Annotated in this window: 13 protein-coding genes; 2 read left to right on the forward strand and 11 right to left on the reverse strand. The window is 47.0% G+C overall.

Translation table 11 applies throughout. The annotated features are described in order from the left end of the window. Positions 1 to 58 precede the first annotated feature (58 nt). Positions 59 to 1084, forward strand: coding sequence for an SPASM domain-containing protein (locus K1X61_15055; protein ID MBX7109966.1), 1026 nt, complete (start codon positions 59 to 61; stop codon positions 1082 to 1084). Between the two features lie 113 nt (positions 1085 to 1197). Next, a complete protein-coding gene (locus K1X61_15060) occupies positions 1198 to 1566 on the forward strand; it encodes a hypothetical protein (protein ID MBX7109967.1) in 369 nt (122 codons plus the stop codon). A gap of 8 nt (positions 1567 to 1574) precedes the next feature. On the opposite strand, the gene frr is transcribed toward K1X61_15060, so the two are convergent. From frr to K1X61_15115, 11 genes are all read right to left on the reverse strand, one after another. Then, positions 1575 to 2132: a ribosome recycling factor gene (gene frr, locus K1X61_15065; protein MBX7109968.1), complete on the reverse strand. Its 558-nt coding sequence runs from the start codon at positions 2130 to 2132 to the stop codon at positions 1575 to 1577. A 159-nt stretch (positions 2133 to 2291) separates the two neighbouring features. Beyond that, on the reverse strand, positions 2292 to 3521 hold the full coding sequence (locus K1X61_15070) for an ABC transporter permease (GenBank protein MBX7109969.1): 1230 nt from the start codon (positions 3519 to 3521) through the stop codon (positions 2292 to 2294). A 71-nt stretch (positions 3522 to 3592) separates the two neighbouring features. Then, positions 3593 to 5098 (reverse strand): ABC transporter permease, encoded by a 1506-nt coding sequence (locus tag K1X61_15075; protein MBX7109970.1) that lies wholly within the window; start codon positions 5096 to 5098, stop codon positions 3593 to 3595. A gap of 295 nt (positions 5099 to 5393) precedes the next feature. After that, the gene (locus K1X61_15080) at positions 5394 to 6050 is read right to left on the reverse strand and encodes a peptidylprolyl isomerase (protein MBX7109971.1); all 657 of its coding nucleotides are present in this window, start codon (positions 6048 to 6050) and stop codon (positions 5394 to 5396) included. Between the two features lie 153 nt (positions 6051 to 6203). Then, positions 6204 to 6581, reverse strand: a complete 378-nt coding sequence (locus tag K1X61_15085; GenBank protein MBX7109972.1) for a VOC family protein — start codon at positions 6579 to 6581, stop codon at positions 6204 to 6206. A gap of 525 nt (positions 6582 to 7106) precedes the next feature. Then, the gene (locus K1X61_15090; GenBank protein ID MBX7109973.1) at positions 7107 to 8414 is read right to left on the reverse strand and encodes an aminotransferase class V-fold PLP-dependent enzyme; all 1308 of its coding nucleotides are present in this window, start codon (positions 8412 to 8414) and stop codon (positions 7107 to 7109) included. A gap of 236 nt (positions 8415 to 8650) precedes the next feature. Beyond that, positions 8651 to 11734 (reverse strand): hypothetical protein, encoded by a 3084-nt coding sequence (locus K1X61_15095; protein ID MBX7109974.1) that lies wholly within the window; start codon positions 11732 to 11734, stop codon positions 8651 to 8653. Then, complete coding sequence (gene sbcD, locus K1X61_15100) at positions 11731 to 12957, reverse strand: exonuclease subunit SbcD (protein MBX7109975.1); 1227 nt, start codon at positions 12955 to 12957, stop codon at positions 11731 to 11733. Before sbcD ends, K1X61_15095 begins: the two co-directional genes overlap by 4 nt. Before the next feature lie 42 nt (positions 12958 to 12999). Beyond that, entirely contained in the window at positions 13000 to 13764 is a 765-nt protein-coding gene (locus tag K1X61_15105; GenBank protein ID MBX7109976.1) for an SDR family NAD(P)-dependent oxidoreductase, read from the reverse strand. Between the two features lie 44 nt (positions 13765 to 13808). Next, positions 13809 to 14450, reverse strand: a complete 642-nt coding sequence (locus K1X61_15110; protein ID MBX7109977.1) for an SGNH/GDSL hydrolase family protein — start codon at positions 14448 to 14450, stop codon at positions 13809 to 13811. Between the two features lie 105 nt (positions 14451 to 14555). Next, on the reverse strand, positions 14556 to 16112 hold the full coding sequence (locus K1X61_15115) for a T9SS type A sorting domain-containing protein (GenBank protein MBX7109978.1): 1557 nt from the start codon (positions 16110 to 16112) through the stop codon (positions 14556 to 14558). Positions 16113 to 16120 lie beyond the last annotated feature (8 nt).

Genomic DNA, 16120 nt, shown 5'->3' on the forward strand with positions numbered 1-16120 from the left:
GGAAGGTACATTGTCTGTGAAATGAATATTCCGTGGTAAACTATAGTACTTTTGAAAGATGCCGGCGATTCATTTAAATGACAAGATCAACTTACTTTCCAAACTTACTTTTAGTAAAGCCTGGAATCTATGGAAACTGCTTTTATCATATTACTTATCCCGCTGGACCGGCAATCTCCGGCAGATTGGATGGCCGGTAAGTATTTCGATTGAACCAACCACCTCGTGCAACCTTCGATGCCCTGAATGTCCGAGCGGGCTTCGTTCATTTTCACGCGACACAGGCATGCTGGAACCTACTTTTTTCAGAAAAACTATTGATGAACTAAGCGATCATTTATGGTATCTGTTGTTTTATTTTCAGGGAGAGCCATTTCTTCACCCTGGATTTTTAGAGATGGTTCGTTATGCTGCCCAGAAAAACATATACACCGCCACTTCCACCAACGCTCATTTCCTCGATGATGATACAGCACGTAAAACGGTGGAATCTGGATTACACCGTTTGATTATTTCCATTGATGGCACCACGCAGGAGGTTTATGAATCGTACCGCAAAGGCGGAACACTGGAAAAAGTGCTGGAAGGCACCCGGAATATTGTACGCTGGAAAAAGCAATTACATTCCGAAACGCCACACCTGATTTTTCAGTTCTTAGTGGTAGCAGCAAATGAGCATCAGCTAAACGAGGTAAAAGAACTGGCAAAGTCTACTGGTGTGAATGAATTACGCTTTAAGACAGCACAACTTAATGATTTCAGGCAGGGCCATTCGTTGATGCCTGCAAATCCAAAATTTTCCAGGTATCAGCAGCAAGAAGACGGGTCATTCAACATCAAAAACAAGTTGTACAATCATTGCTGGAAGCTGTGGCATTCAAGTGTAGTGACCTGGGATGGCAAGGTGGTGCCCTGTTGTTTCGACAAAGACGCTCACCATCAGATGGGTGATTTGCAGTCGAGCAGTTTCGCTACCATTTGGAAGAGCGATGCTTATCAGCAGTTCAGGCGGGCAGTGCTGCGTTCGAGAAAGGAAATAGATATTTGCACAAATTGTTCGGAAGGCACTACAGTCTGGACCTGATGGGCAATCCTGTTTTGATTTCAAACCGGCAGCGGTAGTGCAGCTGTGAAAGGTTTATTTCATCCATTCATTTTTTCAGTTAAACACTATTTTTACGGCAAATTCACGTACGTATGAAAAAATTTCTTCTTGTGCTTTTACTTATAGTGGCTGCAGGCATTGCCGGTTACCTGTTGGTTTGCAACTATACTTACGGCGAAGGAAGCAGGACAGGATACCTGATAAAATTTGCCAGGACAGGATATATTTTTAAAACGTATGAAGGTGAAATGAACCTCGGTGGCATGAATGCAAACAATAACTCAGTGGCCAATTACCTTTGGGACTTTTCCGTGTTGGGCTCTGAAAAAGAAGTGGTGAATGAACTAAGTAACTATGAAGGAAAAGTGATTACCGTTTTTTACAGGGAAAAACTGAAGAATATGCCATGGCAGGGCAACACGAAGTATTTTGTTTATAAGATTAACACTGCCGCACAGTAAGGATTTTTTTAGACGGTCATTATTTCTTTTTCCTTGACCTCCACATGCTTGTCTATCTGTGCTATGTATTTATTGGTAATATTTTGCATTTCAGCTTCAGCGTCTTTTATCTGATCTTCAGATACATGTTCCTTTCCTAATTTCTTTACCTGGTCAACAGCCTCGCGGCGAATATTGCGGATACTCACCCGTGCAGTCTCCGCGATGGAATGCGCTTTTTTCACATATTCCTTTCGGCGTTCTTCGGTGAGCGGCGGCTGATAAAGTTTAATGGCCACGCCATCGTTGTGCGGGGTGATACCGATGTTGGCGGCCAGGATAGCTTTTTCAATTACTTCCAGCATTTTGCGTTCCCATGGTTGTATGCTGAGTGTGCGTGCATCAAGCACAGAAACATTGGCGGCCTGATTAATAGGAATGTGCGAGCCATAATAATCCACCATGATACCGTCGAGCATGCCAGCAGAAATTTTTCCAGCACGAACCTTTGTCAGCTCCACTTCAAGATGTTGAATGGTTTTCTCCATGTGGCTCTTTGTCTCCTTCATAATTTGTTCGGGCGTCATATTGCTTGTTTTTTGCGGAAGCAAACCTACAGGTTTGTACATGAATTTTCAAGTGATGGAGAGTGAAAGTTCAGATTGCAGTGGACAGGTTTCATGCTGTTTCAATATAATAATTGAGGAGGCAGTTTGTGCGCGTACACCACTACTATCCTTGATCCGCTATGATTTCATTTTAGGGTCGAGTGCATCGCGGAGACCTTCCCCAATCAGGTTATAAGCGGTTACAGTGATGAATATGCAAAGGCCGGGAAAGACCACGAGCCACCATGCGCTGAAGTTACCATGACCGGCGCTCAAGAGTGATCCCCAGGTTGTTACTGTTTGTGGCACTCCCAGTCCAAGAAATGACAAGGATGATTCAATAATAATGGCATTGGCGATACCGAATGAAATGGAAATAAGGGCAGGTGCTATGGCATTGGGTAATGCATGCCGCAACATAATCCTGGTCTGACTGAAACCCAGTGCTTTGGCCGACTGAATAAATTCCTGTTCCCTGATCCGCAGCATTTCTGCACGGGTAAGCCTTGCAATTCCGGTCCAGTTGGTGAGACCAATGATCACCATCATATTGGTCAGTGAGGGCTTTGAGACGGCGGCCACTGCAAGCATCAGCATGAACAGCGGCAAGGAAACCATGATTTCAATGATGCGGGAAATCAGTCTGTCTACCGGTACTTTCACTTTTTTATGCAAACCATAAATGCGTCCTGCCAGGTTGCCTAACAATGAAAATGCAAATACTATAAAGAGAAAGATCGCTGTACTAACACTCAGCCGGAGCAGTATGTTTTCACTGAACGAGGTAGCCGGCAACTGAAATCCATAGAACCAGCCGAAGAAGATGCCGAGACAGGTGAATCCAATTTTTCCACGGCTTGCGGTGAGGGAATGATCGCCGAAAAAGCCGGCAAATGCTCCCAGCAGAATGCCGATCAACGTAGCTATACCCATGGAGAGAAAACCGATGGTCAGCGAAACACGTGATCCGTGAATGAGGCCTGCCAGGAGGTCATCACCACGGTTGCCTGTGCCTAGCCAGTGCCTGAAGCGCAAAGGCATCGCCACCTTATGACCTTCGGCATTGGTGAAGTGCTGTTCACAGCCAGGACAAATGTAACCCGCGTTGGCATAATCACTTTTGCCGGGCGAATAAGGTATGGGTGCGAAAATTATTTTTTCCGTGTTCAGCTTTTTCCAATCCGTAATATCGAGTTGAATTTTCTCCGCAGCACCGCCTTCATTCCCGATGTAATAAGTTTTTTTCCAGGTGAAGGCCGGGTAATAATTCATTCCATGATATTGCATATACCACGGACGTTCATTGGCGAGTAACGGTGCCAGCAATGCTATTATCATCATCAGCAGCAGCACAACCAATGAGATCATGGCAGGTTTGTTTTTTCTGAACGCGTGTATTACGTGCGCGCCAAAACGTAATGGCTGATGATGCGTGCCGTTCATGCCTTTTCTTTTGAAAGTGAAATGCGCGGATCAGCAAATGCATAAAGTATGTCGGCCACGAGGTAGCCTGTCAGTGTAAGCAAACCGGTTAACGTCAACACACCTATCACCACGGGATAATTCTGCGACTGGATAGCCTGGTATGTTTCCAGCCCCATGCCGGGAATAGTGAATATGGTTTCGAGGATTACCGAGCCGCCAATGGCAGCCGGAAAAACATTGGCGAACACCGTAATGACGGGAAGCAATGCGTTACGAAAGGCATGTTTGTAGATAACGTGGTATTCGGAAAGCCCCTTTGCCCGGGCCGTTCTGATATAGTCCTGTTGTAAGGTTTCGAGCAGTGATACACGTGTCAGCCTGCTGAGAAATGCGAGCGAGCTGTAGGTGTATGCTATCAGTGGCAGTACGATATAGGGCAATGATAGTTTTACCTTTTCAAAAAACCCTGCACCTGCGGGATAACCTGAAATGGGCTTAACGCCTGAGGCAGGAAACCATCGAAAGGCATCCGTATTGGCAAACAGCATCAGCAGCATTGTGGCCAGCCAGAATGCTGGCATTGAATGCAACACGAACAATATGATAGATGATGCACGATCGTAGAAAGAACCGGGCTTTTCAGCGGCCCTGATGCCGACCGGAATACTGATGAGGTAAGCTAACAATACAGAGAGCAGGGTGAAGAACAACGACCACCCGATACGGGCAGATATCACCTCGCTCACCGGCATCCTGGTGACATAAGACATGCCTAAATCCCCGCGTATAAGGCCCTTTGAAAAGGTGCTTCCTTCGCCGGTGAGCCAGTTGCCATCGCCGAACATCCACCGGTGATACTGATTCTCAAAGTGAAATTGTATAACAGGAAAATAATTACGCCAGCTCACAGATGAGGCAATCATTGTTTCGTAAGCAAGCCGGGTTTGTTGCAGACGAATGGACCGCATATCTGAGTCGGGATATTTTTTACAATGCATTTCCAGTGCATTTAATTTCGCAGGCATCACTTTGGCATCACTTGCTGCCGGAAGAGAATATGCGATGAATGCGGCTTGCCTGTCTGTTTCATACATTTCATTTTTTCCATTCGGACTGATCAGCGTTGTATCGCCGGGCAATTGCCGGAATGTGTTGCATAGTTGTTCTACGCTGATCCGGTAGTTCTCAATTGCAGGCCAGTTGCCATATTGCTGCAGCAGGCTTTTGGCAGCGGCATTTTCCTGCTTATCCATAATCTTAAATAAGGTATCCGGCCAGGCAAGCGGGGCGATGGTAAGATAAAATACAGGAAGGTCGAAGCCCAACCGGTGGGCCCAGTATTGCTTCTCTTCCTGCATCGATGCTGTTACGGATGCGCTCATATCACCTGATTCGGCTGATGTCAGCAAGCGCTCCACCGGATTGCCCGGAGCATGCACGCTGATGACGAAAGCAAGCAGCGTGATTACGATGAGCGTTGGAATAAAAAGCAGCAGCCGTTTGAAGAGATAGTAAAGCATTACCGGTGTATAGGGGAAAGATAAAAATAATGAAGCGATTAGCTTTCCTGCCGGCGCTACTTATTTACTTCATTTGGTGCAGCGGGCATAGATGAAACGGCCCGCAGGCAACAGGATTATTGCGGCATATTGCACATAATGCAGAATTAGTTTAACCGGCAACAGGAGTTCGCGGTAAGCAGTGGTGGCCCAATCTCCGTTCGCGCAAGCGCTTTAAAAAATGTCTTATTGACTAATAAATGCCAGCACCACTATCGATTATATTGATGGCGTGAAAGCCATCTTGCTCTTGCTATTACTTCACCTTTATCTTTTTGCCTTCCTTCATATACATGCGGACATCCTTCAACGGCCTGTCGCCCGGTGCCGTAGCCACGCTGGCGATTGAATCAACAATATTCAATCCTTCATACACCTCTCCGTACACGGTGTAGTTCTGATCAAGGAAAGGAGTGCCTCCGACCGTCTTGTAAACTTCACGTTGCTCCGGCGTGTACTTGATGCCTGCTCTTTTTTCGATGTTATCAAGGTCGCTGTCCGCATATTTTTTCCCCTGCACGATGTAAAACTGGCAGCCGGAGGATTTTTTTTCGGGGTTATTGTCGCGCGCGGCTGCCAGTGCTCCCTTTTTGTGAAAGAGGGCAGCATTGAATTCTGCGGGAATTGTATAACCTACGTCGCCACTGCCGAGCATCGTGCCTGCTGCAGCATGTTTTGACTCCGGATCACCACCCTGAATCATAAACTCTTTAATAACCCTATGAAAAAGCGTGCTGTCGTAGAAATGTTCATTGACCAGCTTCAGCATGTTGTCGCGGTGTTGCGGTGTTTCATTGTACAACATGATTTTGATTACGCCATAATCGGTGGTGATTTCCACGGTATGGCGTTTTTCTTTTGGCTTGAAGGAGACGAGGATCAGTACCGGAAGCAGCAGCAGTAGTTTTTTCATAGAAGAGATGTTTCAGATGGCGGCAAAGTAAATGAAAAGAGACGGGATTGCAAGCAGCGATCCGTGATACTTTGCCGGATGACAAGCCATTTCAGCCACCAACCGAAATGTGCCGGCTTCATTTTACAAGCCCTAAAAACCTGCGGCAGTAAATTATGATTTTGAATGAAGGGCAAGCCGGTTTCCTTCGCTGTCGGTGAATATTGCCATGTACCCAAATTGCACAGACACCTGCCGTTTTACAATCAGTATTTTTCCGCCGGCAGGTTCAACCCTTTGCAGCACGACAGATAAGTCAGGATTGGCATTGAGGTAAATCAGTGGTCCTGCAGTGCCGGCCGGCTGATAATAGCCGGTGTTAAAAACAATGGCACCACCAGTGGCTTCCGCATCGGCGGGCAATAGTCCCATCTTAAAATTTTCTTCATCAATAATAACCGGCATGGAATAGTTGAAGAGGGTTTCATAAAATTTCCTGGCCCGGGTAAAATCCAGTGCCGGTAGCTCAAACCAGTTTAGCGCGTTTTTCATTGCTTAGCAGTTTATTGTATCGATTTGAAAAGTACAACTTCCCGAGAGGATCCTGATTCAAGCTTTTGGCGGGGACATCATATATGATGTTCGTACGGGTTGGGCGCTTGCACAAGCAATAGTGAAAGGTTGAATTCAGTTGAGTAAGTAATGCGGTTCATCTTTTTCCTTTATAGGATGAAAACCACGGATAACAGAATTCTTATTTGGTTCCATTTGTCAGATAATTTTTTGCTATGGAAACAGCTGTCTTGATGACTTCACCTGAAGCGCATTTTTTTTGCGGCAGAACTTATATGTTTTTTCTTTTCGTTGGTGTGGTTTGAAATCAATACAGATGGAGTGTGTGCTAGCATGGTGAAATGCGATGTACTTTTCACCGATGCAAATGATTTTGTGTAACGCATGCATCCAGGCTGTAACCTCTCGCGGTATTGCAGAGGCCGGTTGTCTTACGGAAAAAGCTGACAAAGAAAAAGGCATTGCAATAAATGTTATTTATCCGAGCAATTACATGCAGCAAAATCACTTTACACCATTGGTGGCAGCATACGTGAGTGCAGCCACGAGTTTGTCAAGGTCGGCGAGGGAAGTATATACATGCGGAGTGATGCGGACACATTTGATGTTTTCCCATTCAATATTCACCGTATGAATTTTATATTTAGCAAAGAGAAAGTCATTCAACGCTCCTGTAGTTATGCCATCCACAGACACGCCGCAGATTGCGCAGGAGAAAGCGTCTTTTAATGATGTATGCAGTTTTACGCCGGGCACGTTCTTCACCTGGCCGGCCCAATAGTTTTTGAGGTAACGAAGGCGCGCCTCTTTTCGCTGTGTACCAATAGCATTATGAAAATCGAGGGCATAGCCGATTGCCATCTCCGCCGGAAACGAACGGGTGCCCTGTGCTTCAAATTTTTTGATGTCGGCACTCTGCGGATCACCGTTGGCAAAGAGTGGCCACACCGAAGGAATTTTTTCTTTCTTCACCCACAGCAAGCCGGTGCCGAAGGGTGCACACAACCACTTGTGCAGGCTGGTGCCCCAATAGTCGCAGCCAAGGTCGGGAATGTTATACTCGAAATGACCAAAGGTATGTGCCGAGTCGGAGATCACTTCAATAGCCGGGTTGATCTTCTTAACGGCATCGGAGATTTTTTTCACGGGCTGAATCTGCCCCATCCAGTTGATCATGTGTGTAACATGCACTATCCTGGTTTTTTCCGTTATGGCACTTACAAACTGCCTCACGAAATAATCATCACTCTCCTGCGGCACTTCCAGGTTGAGCCAGATGAGTTTGATGCCATCGCGTTTTTCGCGCTGTTCCCAGGCATGTATCATGTTGGGATAGTCCTGACGGGTAAGAATCACCTCATCGCCGGCTGACAGGTTGAGCCCGAAGATGACCGTCTCAAGCGCTTCCGTTGCATTGCGGTTGATGGCAATCTCCTCGGCGCTGCATCCGGCAAGGAGTGCCAGCTTTTGGCGCAATGGTTCCCGTCCCAGGTCTAGTACATGCCACATGTAATAGCTGGGCGCCTCATTGCTCATTTGAATGTATTTGTATTGCATCTCCTGAACATGCATGGTCTGCGGGCTTACGCCGCCATTATTCAGGTTGATGATATTGGGCGAAACAGTGTAGGCTTGCCGTATCATAGCCCAGAAATCTTCATCCTGCGCAAAATCAGCGGCGGGTAACTGTGCCCTGTACTTTACTGCTGCACTTACTTCTCCTATGCTGATGATGGTTGAAAATGCAGGGATGCCTGCAGCAGCAAACATGGCTGCTCCGGATTGTCTGATGAAGTTGCGGCGTGATGACATAGCGGCGAAGTATATATATGCGTCAGGAATAAAAGTAAGTTTGATAAAAGTAAATAAAATAGCATGGAGATAAGAAGCAGGTGTTAAAAATTTTTAGTTGAAAATGCGGTTGCGAAACAGTCCGTCACCTGCCTGTTTCACACTGCGGCCATCTGTTATTGCGGATCATCTGTGTTTTTTCTGTGTTGATTGCGTGGCACAAAAATGCTAATACGTTAAAGGAATATCATCTCCGTTTACCAGTTGGCAGTAATCCTGCTGCCGGCTTCTTCATCATTCACGATACTGAGACAGGTATCAATCTCCTGCTGCATTTCCTTTACATGAGAGATGATGCCGACGATGCGGTTTTCCTTTCTGAGTGCACGCAATGTTTCAAACACAAGGTCGAGCGAATCTGCATCAAGTGATCCGAATCCTTCATCGAGGAAAAAGAAATTCTGGTTCGACTGTGCATGTTGCTGAATGCTGTCGGCAAGGGCAAGGGCGAGCGAAAGCGCTGCCTGGAATTTTTGTCCGCCCGACAATGTCTTCACGCTGCGTGTCTGCCCGTTGTTCATATAGTCGCGCACCAGGAAATTGTTGCCTTCGCTCAGTTCGAGCCGCATCTTTTGCCGGGTGAGTTTATAGAACCGTTCATTGGCAGCATTGCATAACTGCTGCAGATGAACACCGGATACATAGGTAACAAATCCGTTTGCTTTGAATAGTTGCCGGATAGTGGCAATGTCTTCGCCACGCAGCTGCACGGCACTTTGTTGCTGCATAATCAGTATGCGTTGCACCAGCTGCTGCTTTGCATGTCTGATCATCGCCTCCAGGCCGGCCAGCTGCCGATGAGTTTGTTCGGTGCCATCGGTCAGCGCCGTGATTTCCGACAGCAGCTGCGTATGCAGGGCCTGATCATACGTTCGTCCCGCGGCTTCCGTTTCCAATTCGTGCAGCAGCTGTTGGGTGGTGTGTAATTTTTGCTGATACAAAAGAATGGTCTGTTTCGCATCAGCTATATGCAATGATGAGGCAAGCAGTGCCGCGGCTTCTTTTTGGCTGATGCCGGAATCACTTGCCAGCATTCCGATATTGCCGTTCGTTTCCTGCAAGAGCAATGTAGTACGATCCTGTGCAGCATGACCGGCCGTGATGCTTCCTTTCAGCTGGCCCGCAGTGTTACGCAACTGCTGCAGCTGCTGATCAAAGGCATGGTAATTTTTTTCGGCGGTGAGATAACCGTCATTCAGTTGCCTGATTTCTTCATCCAAAAAAGCTTCTTCCACGTCTTCATATTCCGCAGGCCTGATTAATACAAACTGTGAAAGCAGCAAATCTACCTGCGCCTGAAGTGAGGCTGATGTTGCGTTGAGTGCTTCAAAAGTCAAACGTCCCTTTTCACGCAATGCCTCTTTTTCTATTTTCGATTTTTCAATGGTTTCAAGCTGCAGTTCTATTGCGGCGATCTCCGTTTGACTTTTCGACGCTGCATCAAACTGAAGCTTAACTTTTTTAGCAGCTTCCCTGCTCCAGCCGGCCCAGGTAAAATTTTTATCGTGTTCCTGCAACATTGTGGTTGCCAGTAACAGCCTTTCCTGAAGCGATGACAATTGTTCCGCATAACCTGCTTCTCGGCTGCTTATGATATCCAGTTCGTGAATCAGCGCCTGCAGTGCTTCCAGCTTTTTTTGTGTAGCATCTTTTTCTGCCAACGCTTTTTTTACGGCAGCTTTTACGGCTGTGGCAGACAGTATGTGCGGATGATCCGTGGCGCCGCAAAGCGGGCAAGGCTCTCCGGGCTTCAGCTGCGCGGCATGTTCTTCCAGTTTCTGCTGTAGTAATAAATGTTGTAAGGCGGCTGCGTGCTCGGTTATGTTTTCCTCAATCGTTTCGACAACTGTTCTCAGTTCACTGATCATTCCTGATGCGGACAGATCGTCCGGCATTTCCCGGATCAGCTTATTAATCGCCGGAGTAAACAATGCTTGCCTTTGACTGGCAACTTTTTTCCGGGTTGCCATCACACTTTGTTGTTCCTTTTCCAATGCCTGAATGGCGGATACCATGGCATTTTTCTGCACAAACCAGTTGCTGATATCAGAGAGCTCCTGCAAATCGGGCAGTTGTGTTTTCAGTTCCTTCAGTTGTGCGGATAGGGCATCTTTCTGCAGTTGCAATGCTGCAAGTTCTCTATCGGCGCTTAGCAAAAAAATTGTGCCTTTGCTGCTCCGTTCCGCTGTTGCGCGAAGATCACTTTGTAACTGATGCAGCTGCTTTATTTTAATCAGTTCATCACAGCGTGATTTCAGTTCCTGCCTGTTTTCGAATGCTGCTTTTACGGCCGGAAACAAATTTTCCTTTTCCTGTAAAGCATGTATGGTTTGCTGCAACTGATCATGCTGTGCTTTCAGCGTTGCGTCCTGGCTGTTCATTTCTGCCTGCAATGCAGCGCTCCGTTCGAAGAGTGGCTTGAACTGCAGCAGACAAAATTCATAGTTTTTAATTCGTTGTTCGAGCAGGAGCATCTCTCCCTCCTGTTGTTGCAGTGACAGCTGTATGGATTTTTGTTCCACGATCCGTTCCGCTATTTTTTTAAGCTGCTGCAGTGATTGTTCCGTTATTCTTTTCTGTGCCAGTTCCTGCTGATGACTTTGAAGCTGTTGCAACAGCAGCTGCGATTCATTTTCTTTTGCGCTGATTTCTTCAGCGGTTATGCTGCCTGTCTGTTGCAACCGTTCTTCCAGCCGGATGCGTTGCTCATTGTTTTCGGCTTCCAGCGTGGCAGCTTTTTCTGACAAGTCGAAGCGTTGCAGGTGAAACAGTTCTTTCATCATCTCATTACGTTCCGCCTGGCCGAGCTCCAGGAACTCCTGGAATTTTCCCTGCGGGATGATGATGGTGCGCCGGAAGTTTTCATAACTCAGCTGCAGGATGGAAGCGATGGTGGTTACCTCCACCGGCTCCCATGTGTCATTTATCTTTTTATAAGCAGTGCGGTCCAGCGAGGTGATCTTTTCAAAGTTTTTGCTGTTGCGTTTTCCTTTTACCATGAAGCGGTATTCCTGTTCCTCTTTGCCCGCCTTGAAAATGAAGTCGATAAAAAGTTCTTTCGATTTCAGATTCATCATATTATAAGCACGATCATCGCGTTTGTGCAGCCGTTCTGTTTCGCCGTACAGTGCATAAGAGATCGCTTCAAGGATGGTGGATTTACCGCTGCCCACTGATCCGAAAATGCCGAAGATGCCGGCTCCGGTCAGCGGCTGGAAGTCGATAGTTTGTTTTTCCCGGTAGGAATAGATACCGGCCAATGTAAGGCTGACGGGTATCATGTGTGATCCTCCACAGCGAGCAGCTCTTTAAAAAGATGTTTGATGTTTTCGTTGGGCTGTTGACCGTAGCGGTGCATGAAGTAATCTTCAAACAGTTCCTGCATACTTTTAGTGATGTCGGGACGGACCGTCTTATTTTTTCCTTCCTGGCTGATATTTTTCAATTCTGGAATAATATTCACCAGGAAAGGATGAGCCGACATCAATTGCTTACGTTCTTCGGCAGTAAGAAAATCGCCGGTTACCATCGTGAGTTCCACTAAGGCTTCCTGATTATTTTGCAGCCATGCAATGGCTTCCGTCATGTTTTCGGCGCGGTAACGCAGCAAACGCCGGCCTTGCTGCAGGGGAATTTCCATTACCACCACAGGTTGTCCGGGTTCGGCATCCACCAGCATTACATACTTCTGCTGATTAGATTCACTGAAACTGCAGGCCAGCGGACTGCTGCTGTAAATGACCGGGCAGGGAAAAGTGTCTATCAACTGTTTTCGGTGCAAGTGCCCGAGGGCCGCATATTGTATTGCTGAAGGAATATTCTCTGAATAAACAGCCTGTGCCCCACCGAGATGCAGAATGGGTTTCTCTTCTTCCGGTTCACCGGGAGGCGTTGTGCCTTTCTTCATAAAGAAAAGATGCGCGGCAAGCAGGTTGATACCTTGCTCATCACAATACTTATCAGCAAGTTGCTGCCAGTGCCGCTGCAATAAGTCACGCAAGGCAGATTCAGCGTCTTCCGTTCCCAGGAAGGTTTTCAGCCGTAATTCACTTGCATAAGGTGTAAGTAAAAGCCGCAACGGAAAGGAAATGCCCGGCAGCTGCAGTTCGATGAAGCCGGCATCGCTTTTAGTAACGGATATTCCATCAGCGAGTGCAAATGGCCTGACCATTGAATCAGGAAAGCCGGCGAAGATGATTCCGCATTCGCGGGCAAGAGGATCAGGTGCCTCAATGCGTTCGGGTGAATCATGATTTCCCGCAATAGCCACCACGGCGCGTTTGCCATTGGCCGCTAATCTTTTTACCGTTCGGTAAAAAAGTTCAACGGCTTCTGTGGAAGGATTGAAGGTATCGAATAAATCGCCTGCAATGATTACGGCAGCTGCCTGATGCTCTTCGGCAATGTGGCAGATCTCATCCAGCACCGCTTCCTGTTCGGGTAAGCGGGAAAAATTCTCCAGGCGTTTGCCAAGGTGCCAATCAGCCGTGTGAAGGATACGCATCAACAATAGTTTTCAGAAGATACATCTTGAAGATAAGGAAATTTACGATGTGCGGTCGAGGTAAAACGGGCTTGCCTGTGCAATGGGTGAAATCTGCAATTCGTTGATACAGACATTCGGCGGGAGCGTGGCACAATAGTACACCACGCCGGCGATATCATCTGCCACTAATGGCTGATAGCCTTTATAAACAGCCTTTGCTCTTTCCGTATCACCTTTGAAACGCACATTGGAGAATTCCGTTTCCACTGCTCCAGGATGAATGGCTGTCACCTTAATTCTGTGTTTCAGCAGATCGATGCGCATGCTTTGGGAGAGGGCATCCACTGCAAATTTAGAAGCGCAGTACACGTTTCCCTTTTCATACACCTGTTTGGCAGCCAGTGATCCCATATTGAAAATATGACCTTGTTGTTTCTTTATGAGGAACGGAACAATTGCGCTGGTTACATAAAGCAATCCTTTCACATTCGTATCAATCATCTGGTCCCAGTCATCGGTGTTGCCATCCTGCAACAGGTCGAGGCCGGCGGCAAGGCCGGCATTATTCACCATTATGGAAATTTCATTTTTCCATTCATCAGGCATTGATGCAACAGCCTTGTTAACGGCCTCCTTGTCGCGCACATCGAAATGCAATGTGAGCACCTCAGCATTGAATTCTTCTTTTAATGTTGAAGCAACATTTTGCAACCGCTCCACTCTGCGGCCTGTTATGATGATACGCCATTTATTTTTTGCAAAGATGCGTGCAATGGCATGGCCGAAGCCTGAGGTGCCGCCGGTGATGAAGATCGTATTAGTCATTCTAAATGTATATTATGATGTTTGCGGCATCGTCACTGCCGTTATTATTTTGTTACACTATTGCCGGACTGGTTCACTACTCCCGCAATCGTTGTTGTCAGTAAGGTGGCCCATTCGGCATACATTTTTGCTGAAGGATGGAGTCCGTCATCTGTCAGCAGCGAAAGATCATTCAATCCCTTTCTTGAAATTGCCGTCACATCTATATAATGCACACCATATTTTTCACTTTCCTCTTTATTGATTGCGTTGAAAAGATCTATTTCCTCTGCAATCTTTAGCCTGTCGCGACCTTCGGCAAACGGTGTGGCGCCCCAATCAGGAATGGACAACACCACCACATGCAGCTTGTTGCCGGCCGCAAACCGGATTGCCAGCTGCAGCAAATCCACAAATTCTTTCCTGTAATCTGCAGCGCTTCTGCCGCGGTATTGATTGTTTACACCAATAAGCAAGGTTACGAAGTCATAGTTCTGCCGGATATCCGCCTGCTCAATGGCATGGAGCAGTTCATCTGTCGTCCATCCGGTTGTGGCGATGATACGCGGATTTTCCAGATAGATTCCTTTTGAATGCAGTTGCAATACAGTTTGGTTGGGAAAACGGTCGGCTTCGTCAACACGTTCGCCGATGGTATAAGAGTCGCCGAGGCACAAAAGGGAATATTCTTTATAGCTGCTTTGCATAATTTCTGCTGGTGAAAACGGGGGCAAGATGAGTAAGAAAATGATGAAGCGCAACATCACTTTTATGACCGAAGCCGAAATTTTTTGAAACCAGGGTTTACCACCTCAATATACAACCAACAGCTTTTTGCTTTGTATTTCATTCCCTTTTTGCAGGGTGTAATAATAAGTATTGGACGACAGGTTCAGCTTTTTTGCATCAATCGTAAACCGGTGCCAACCCAATCGCAAAAAATCGTTTGTGATAATTTCAGCAACTTTTTTTCCAAACAAATCATACAGTGTAAGTGAGTAAATTCCCGGCCGGGTAATGTTCACTTCCAGGGTGGTCTGTCCGCTGAATGGATTCGGATAGTTTTGATAGAGGGTGAAGTGACTGGCTTCCGGCGCTGTTGTAGTTTCTGCGAGCGTGGCAATATCCACCATGGCTGTCCAAACGGAGGTGGAGATACCATCCTGCCGCGTCCATATCGGCGCAATTTTTCCATCGCAGACACTGATGTTGGTATAATCGCCAAAGAAGACATCGGTGGTGAGCTGAAAGGGTTGTTCGCTGATTTTTTGATTGGTGAACGTTGTGCCGCCATCAGTTGAATATGCCAGGTACACATCAGTTGACTGATCGACATAGTTGCGGCGGTCATAGAAGATAACGTAAATAAAACCGGTTGACTGATCAATATCCATCCATGTAAGAAACTGGTGCTTGGCAAATGCATCATCATTCACTTTGAATGGTGCGCTCCATGTCGATCCTCCGTCACCGGATTTCGATAACCACACATCGGTATTGTCGGTACCATTGCGCTGATCGGTCCAGTTGACATAAATAGTTCCATGATAAGGACCGTTGCTCAAATCCGTTTCAGTAACCGGCAATCCATTGCAACGCAACATGCCCGGAATAAAATAATCCCATCCGCCCGGCTGATCCGCTACCACAATATCATCATCCAGCCAGGTGGTGCCACCGTCGAGTGACCTGTCGAAATAGAGCGTGTCGCGGTTTGACCAGCAAACATAAATTTCGCCATTGGCACCTATGGCAGGCACTGCGCCTTCGGCTGTGTTGTCGCCATCGAGGCAGTCCCCGGCAATGTTGCTGATGCGGACCGGCGTGCTCCATGTGGAAGCATGGTCAGTTGATTTTGAAAAGAGAATGACAGAGCTGTCGTTGGGGTTGGCGCTGCCATACTCATCAAATTGTGTCCAGGTAACATAAATGGTATTGGTAGTACGGTCAACGGTGGCCCATGCCTTGTCCTGCGCTTTGTTGCTATTTAAACCCGTATAGCTTCCTCCCGACCATGAAGTGCCCTGGTTGACAGACCGCTGGCAGACGATGCGGTCGATCCAGTTTCCGTTTGGCGGATTGGAAAGATGGATGAAATAAAAAACACCGCCGGTATCGGCGAACACGCAGGGATCGCCCCATACGCCATAGGGCGATTCCAGTGCATCTTTTTCCCAGGTTAATCCGCCGTCAAGCGATTGATACACGTAATTGATATTCGCACCGGCCACAATGTTGTTCGTGTTTTTCGGATTGATGCAAATGCTTGGTTCTTCGGGCCCGCCGCTATCATCAATTTTAATATTCTCGAATTGAGCGTATGCAATGCCAGATTCAACAAGAAGGAGCAATAACAATAACCGGTTCATGCAAAAGA

Source organism: Chitinophagales bacterium, from assembly GCA_019694975.1.
GTDB lineage: Bacteria > Bacteroidota > Bacteroidia > Chitinophagales > UBA10324 > JACCZZ01.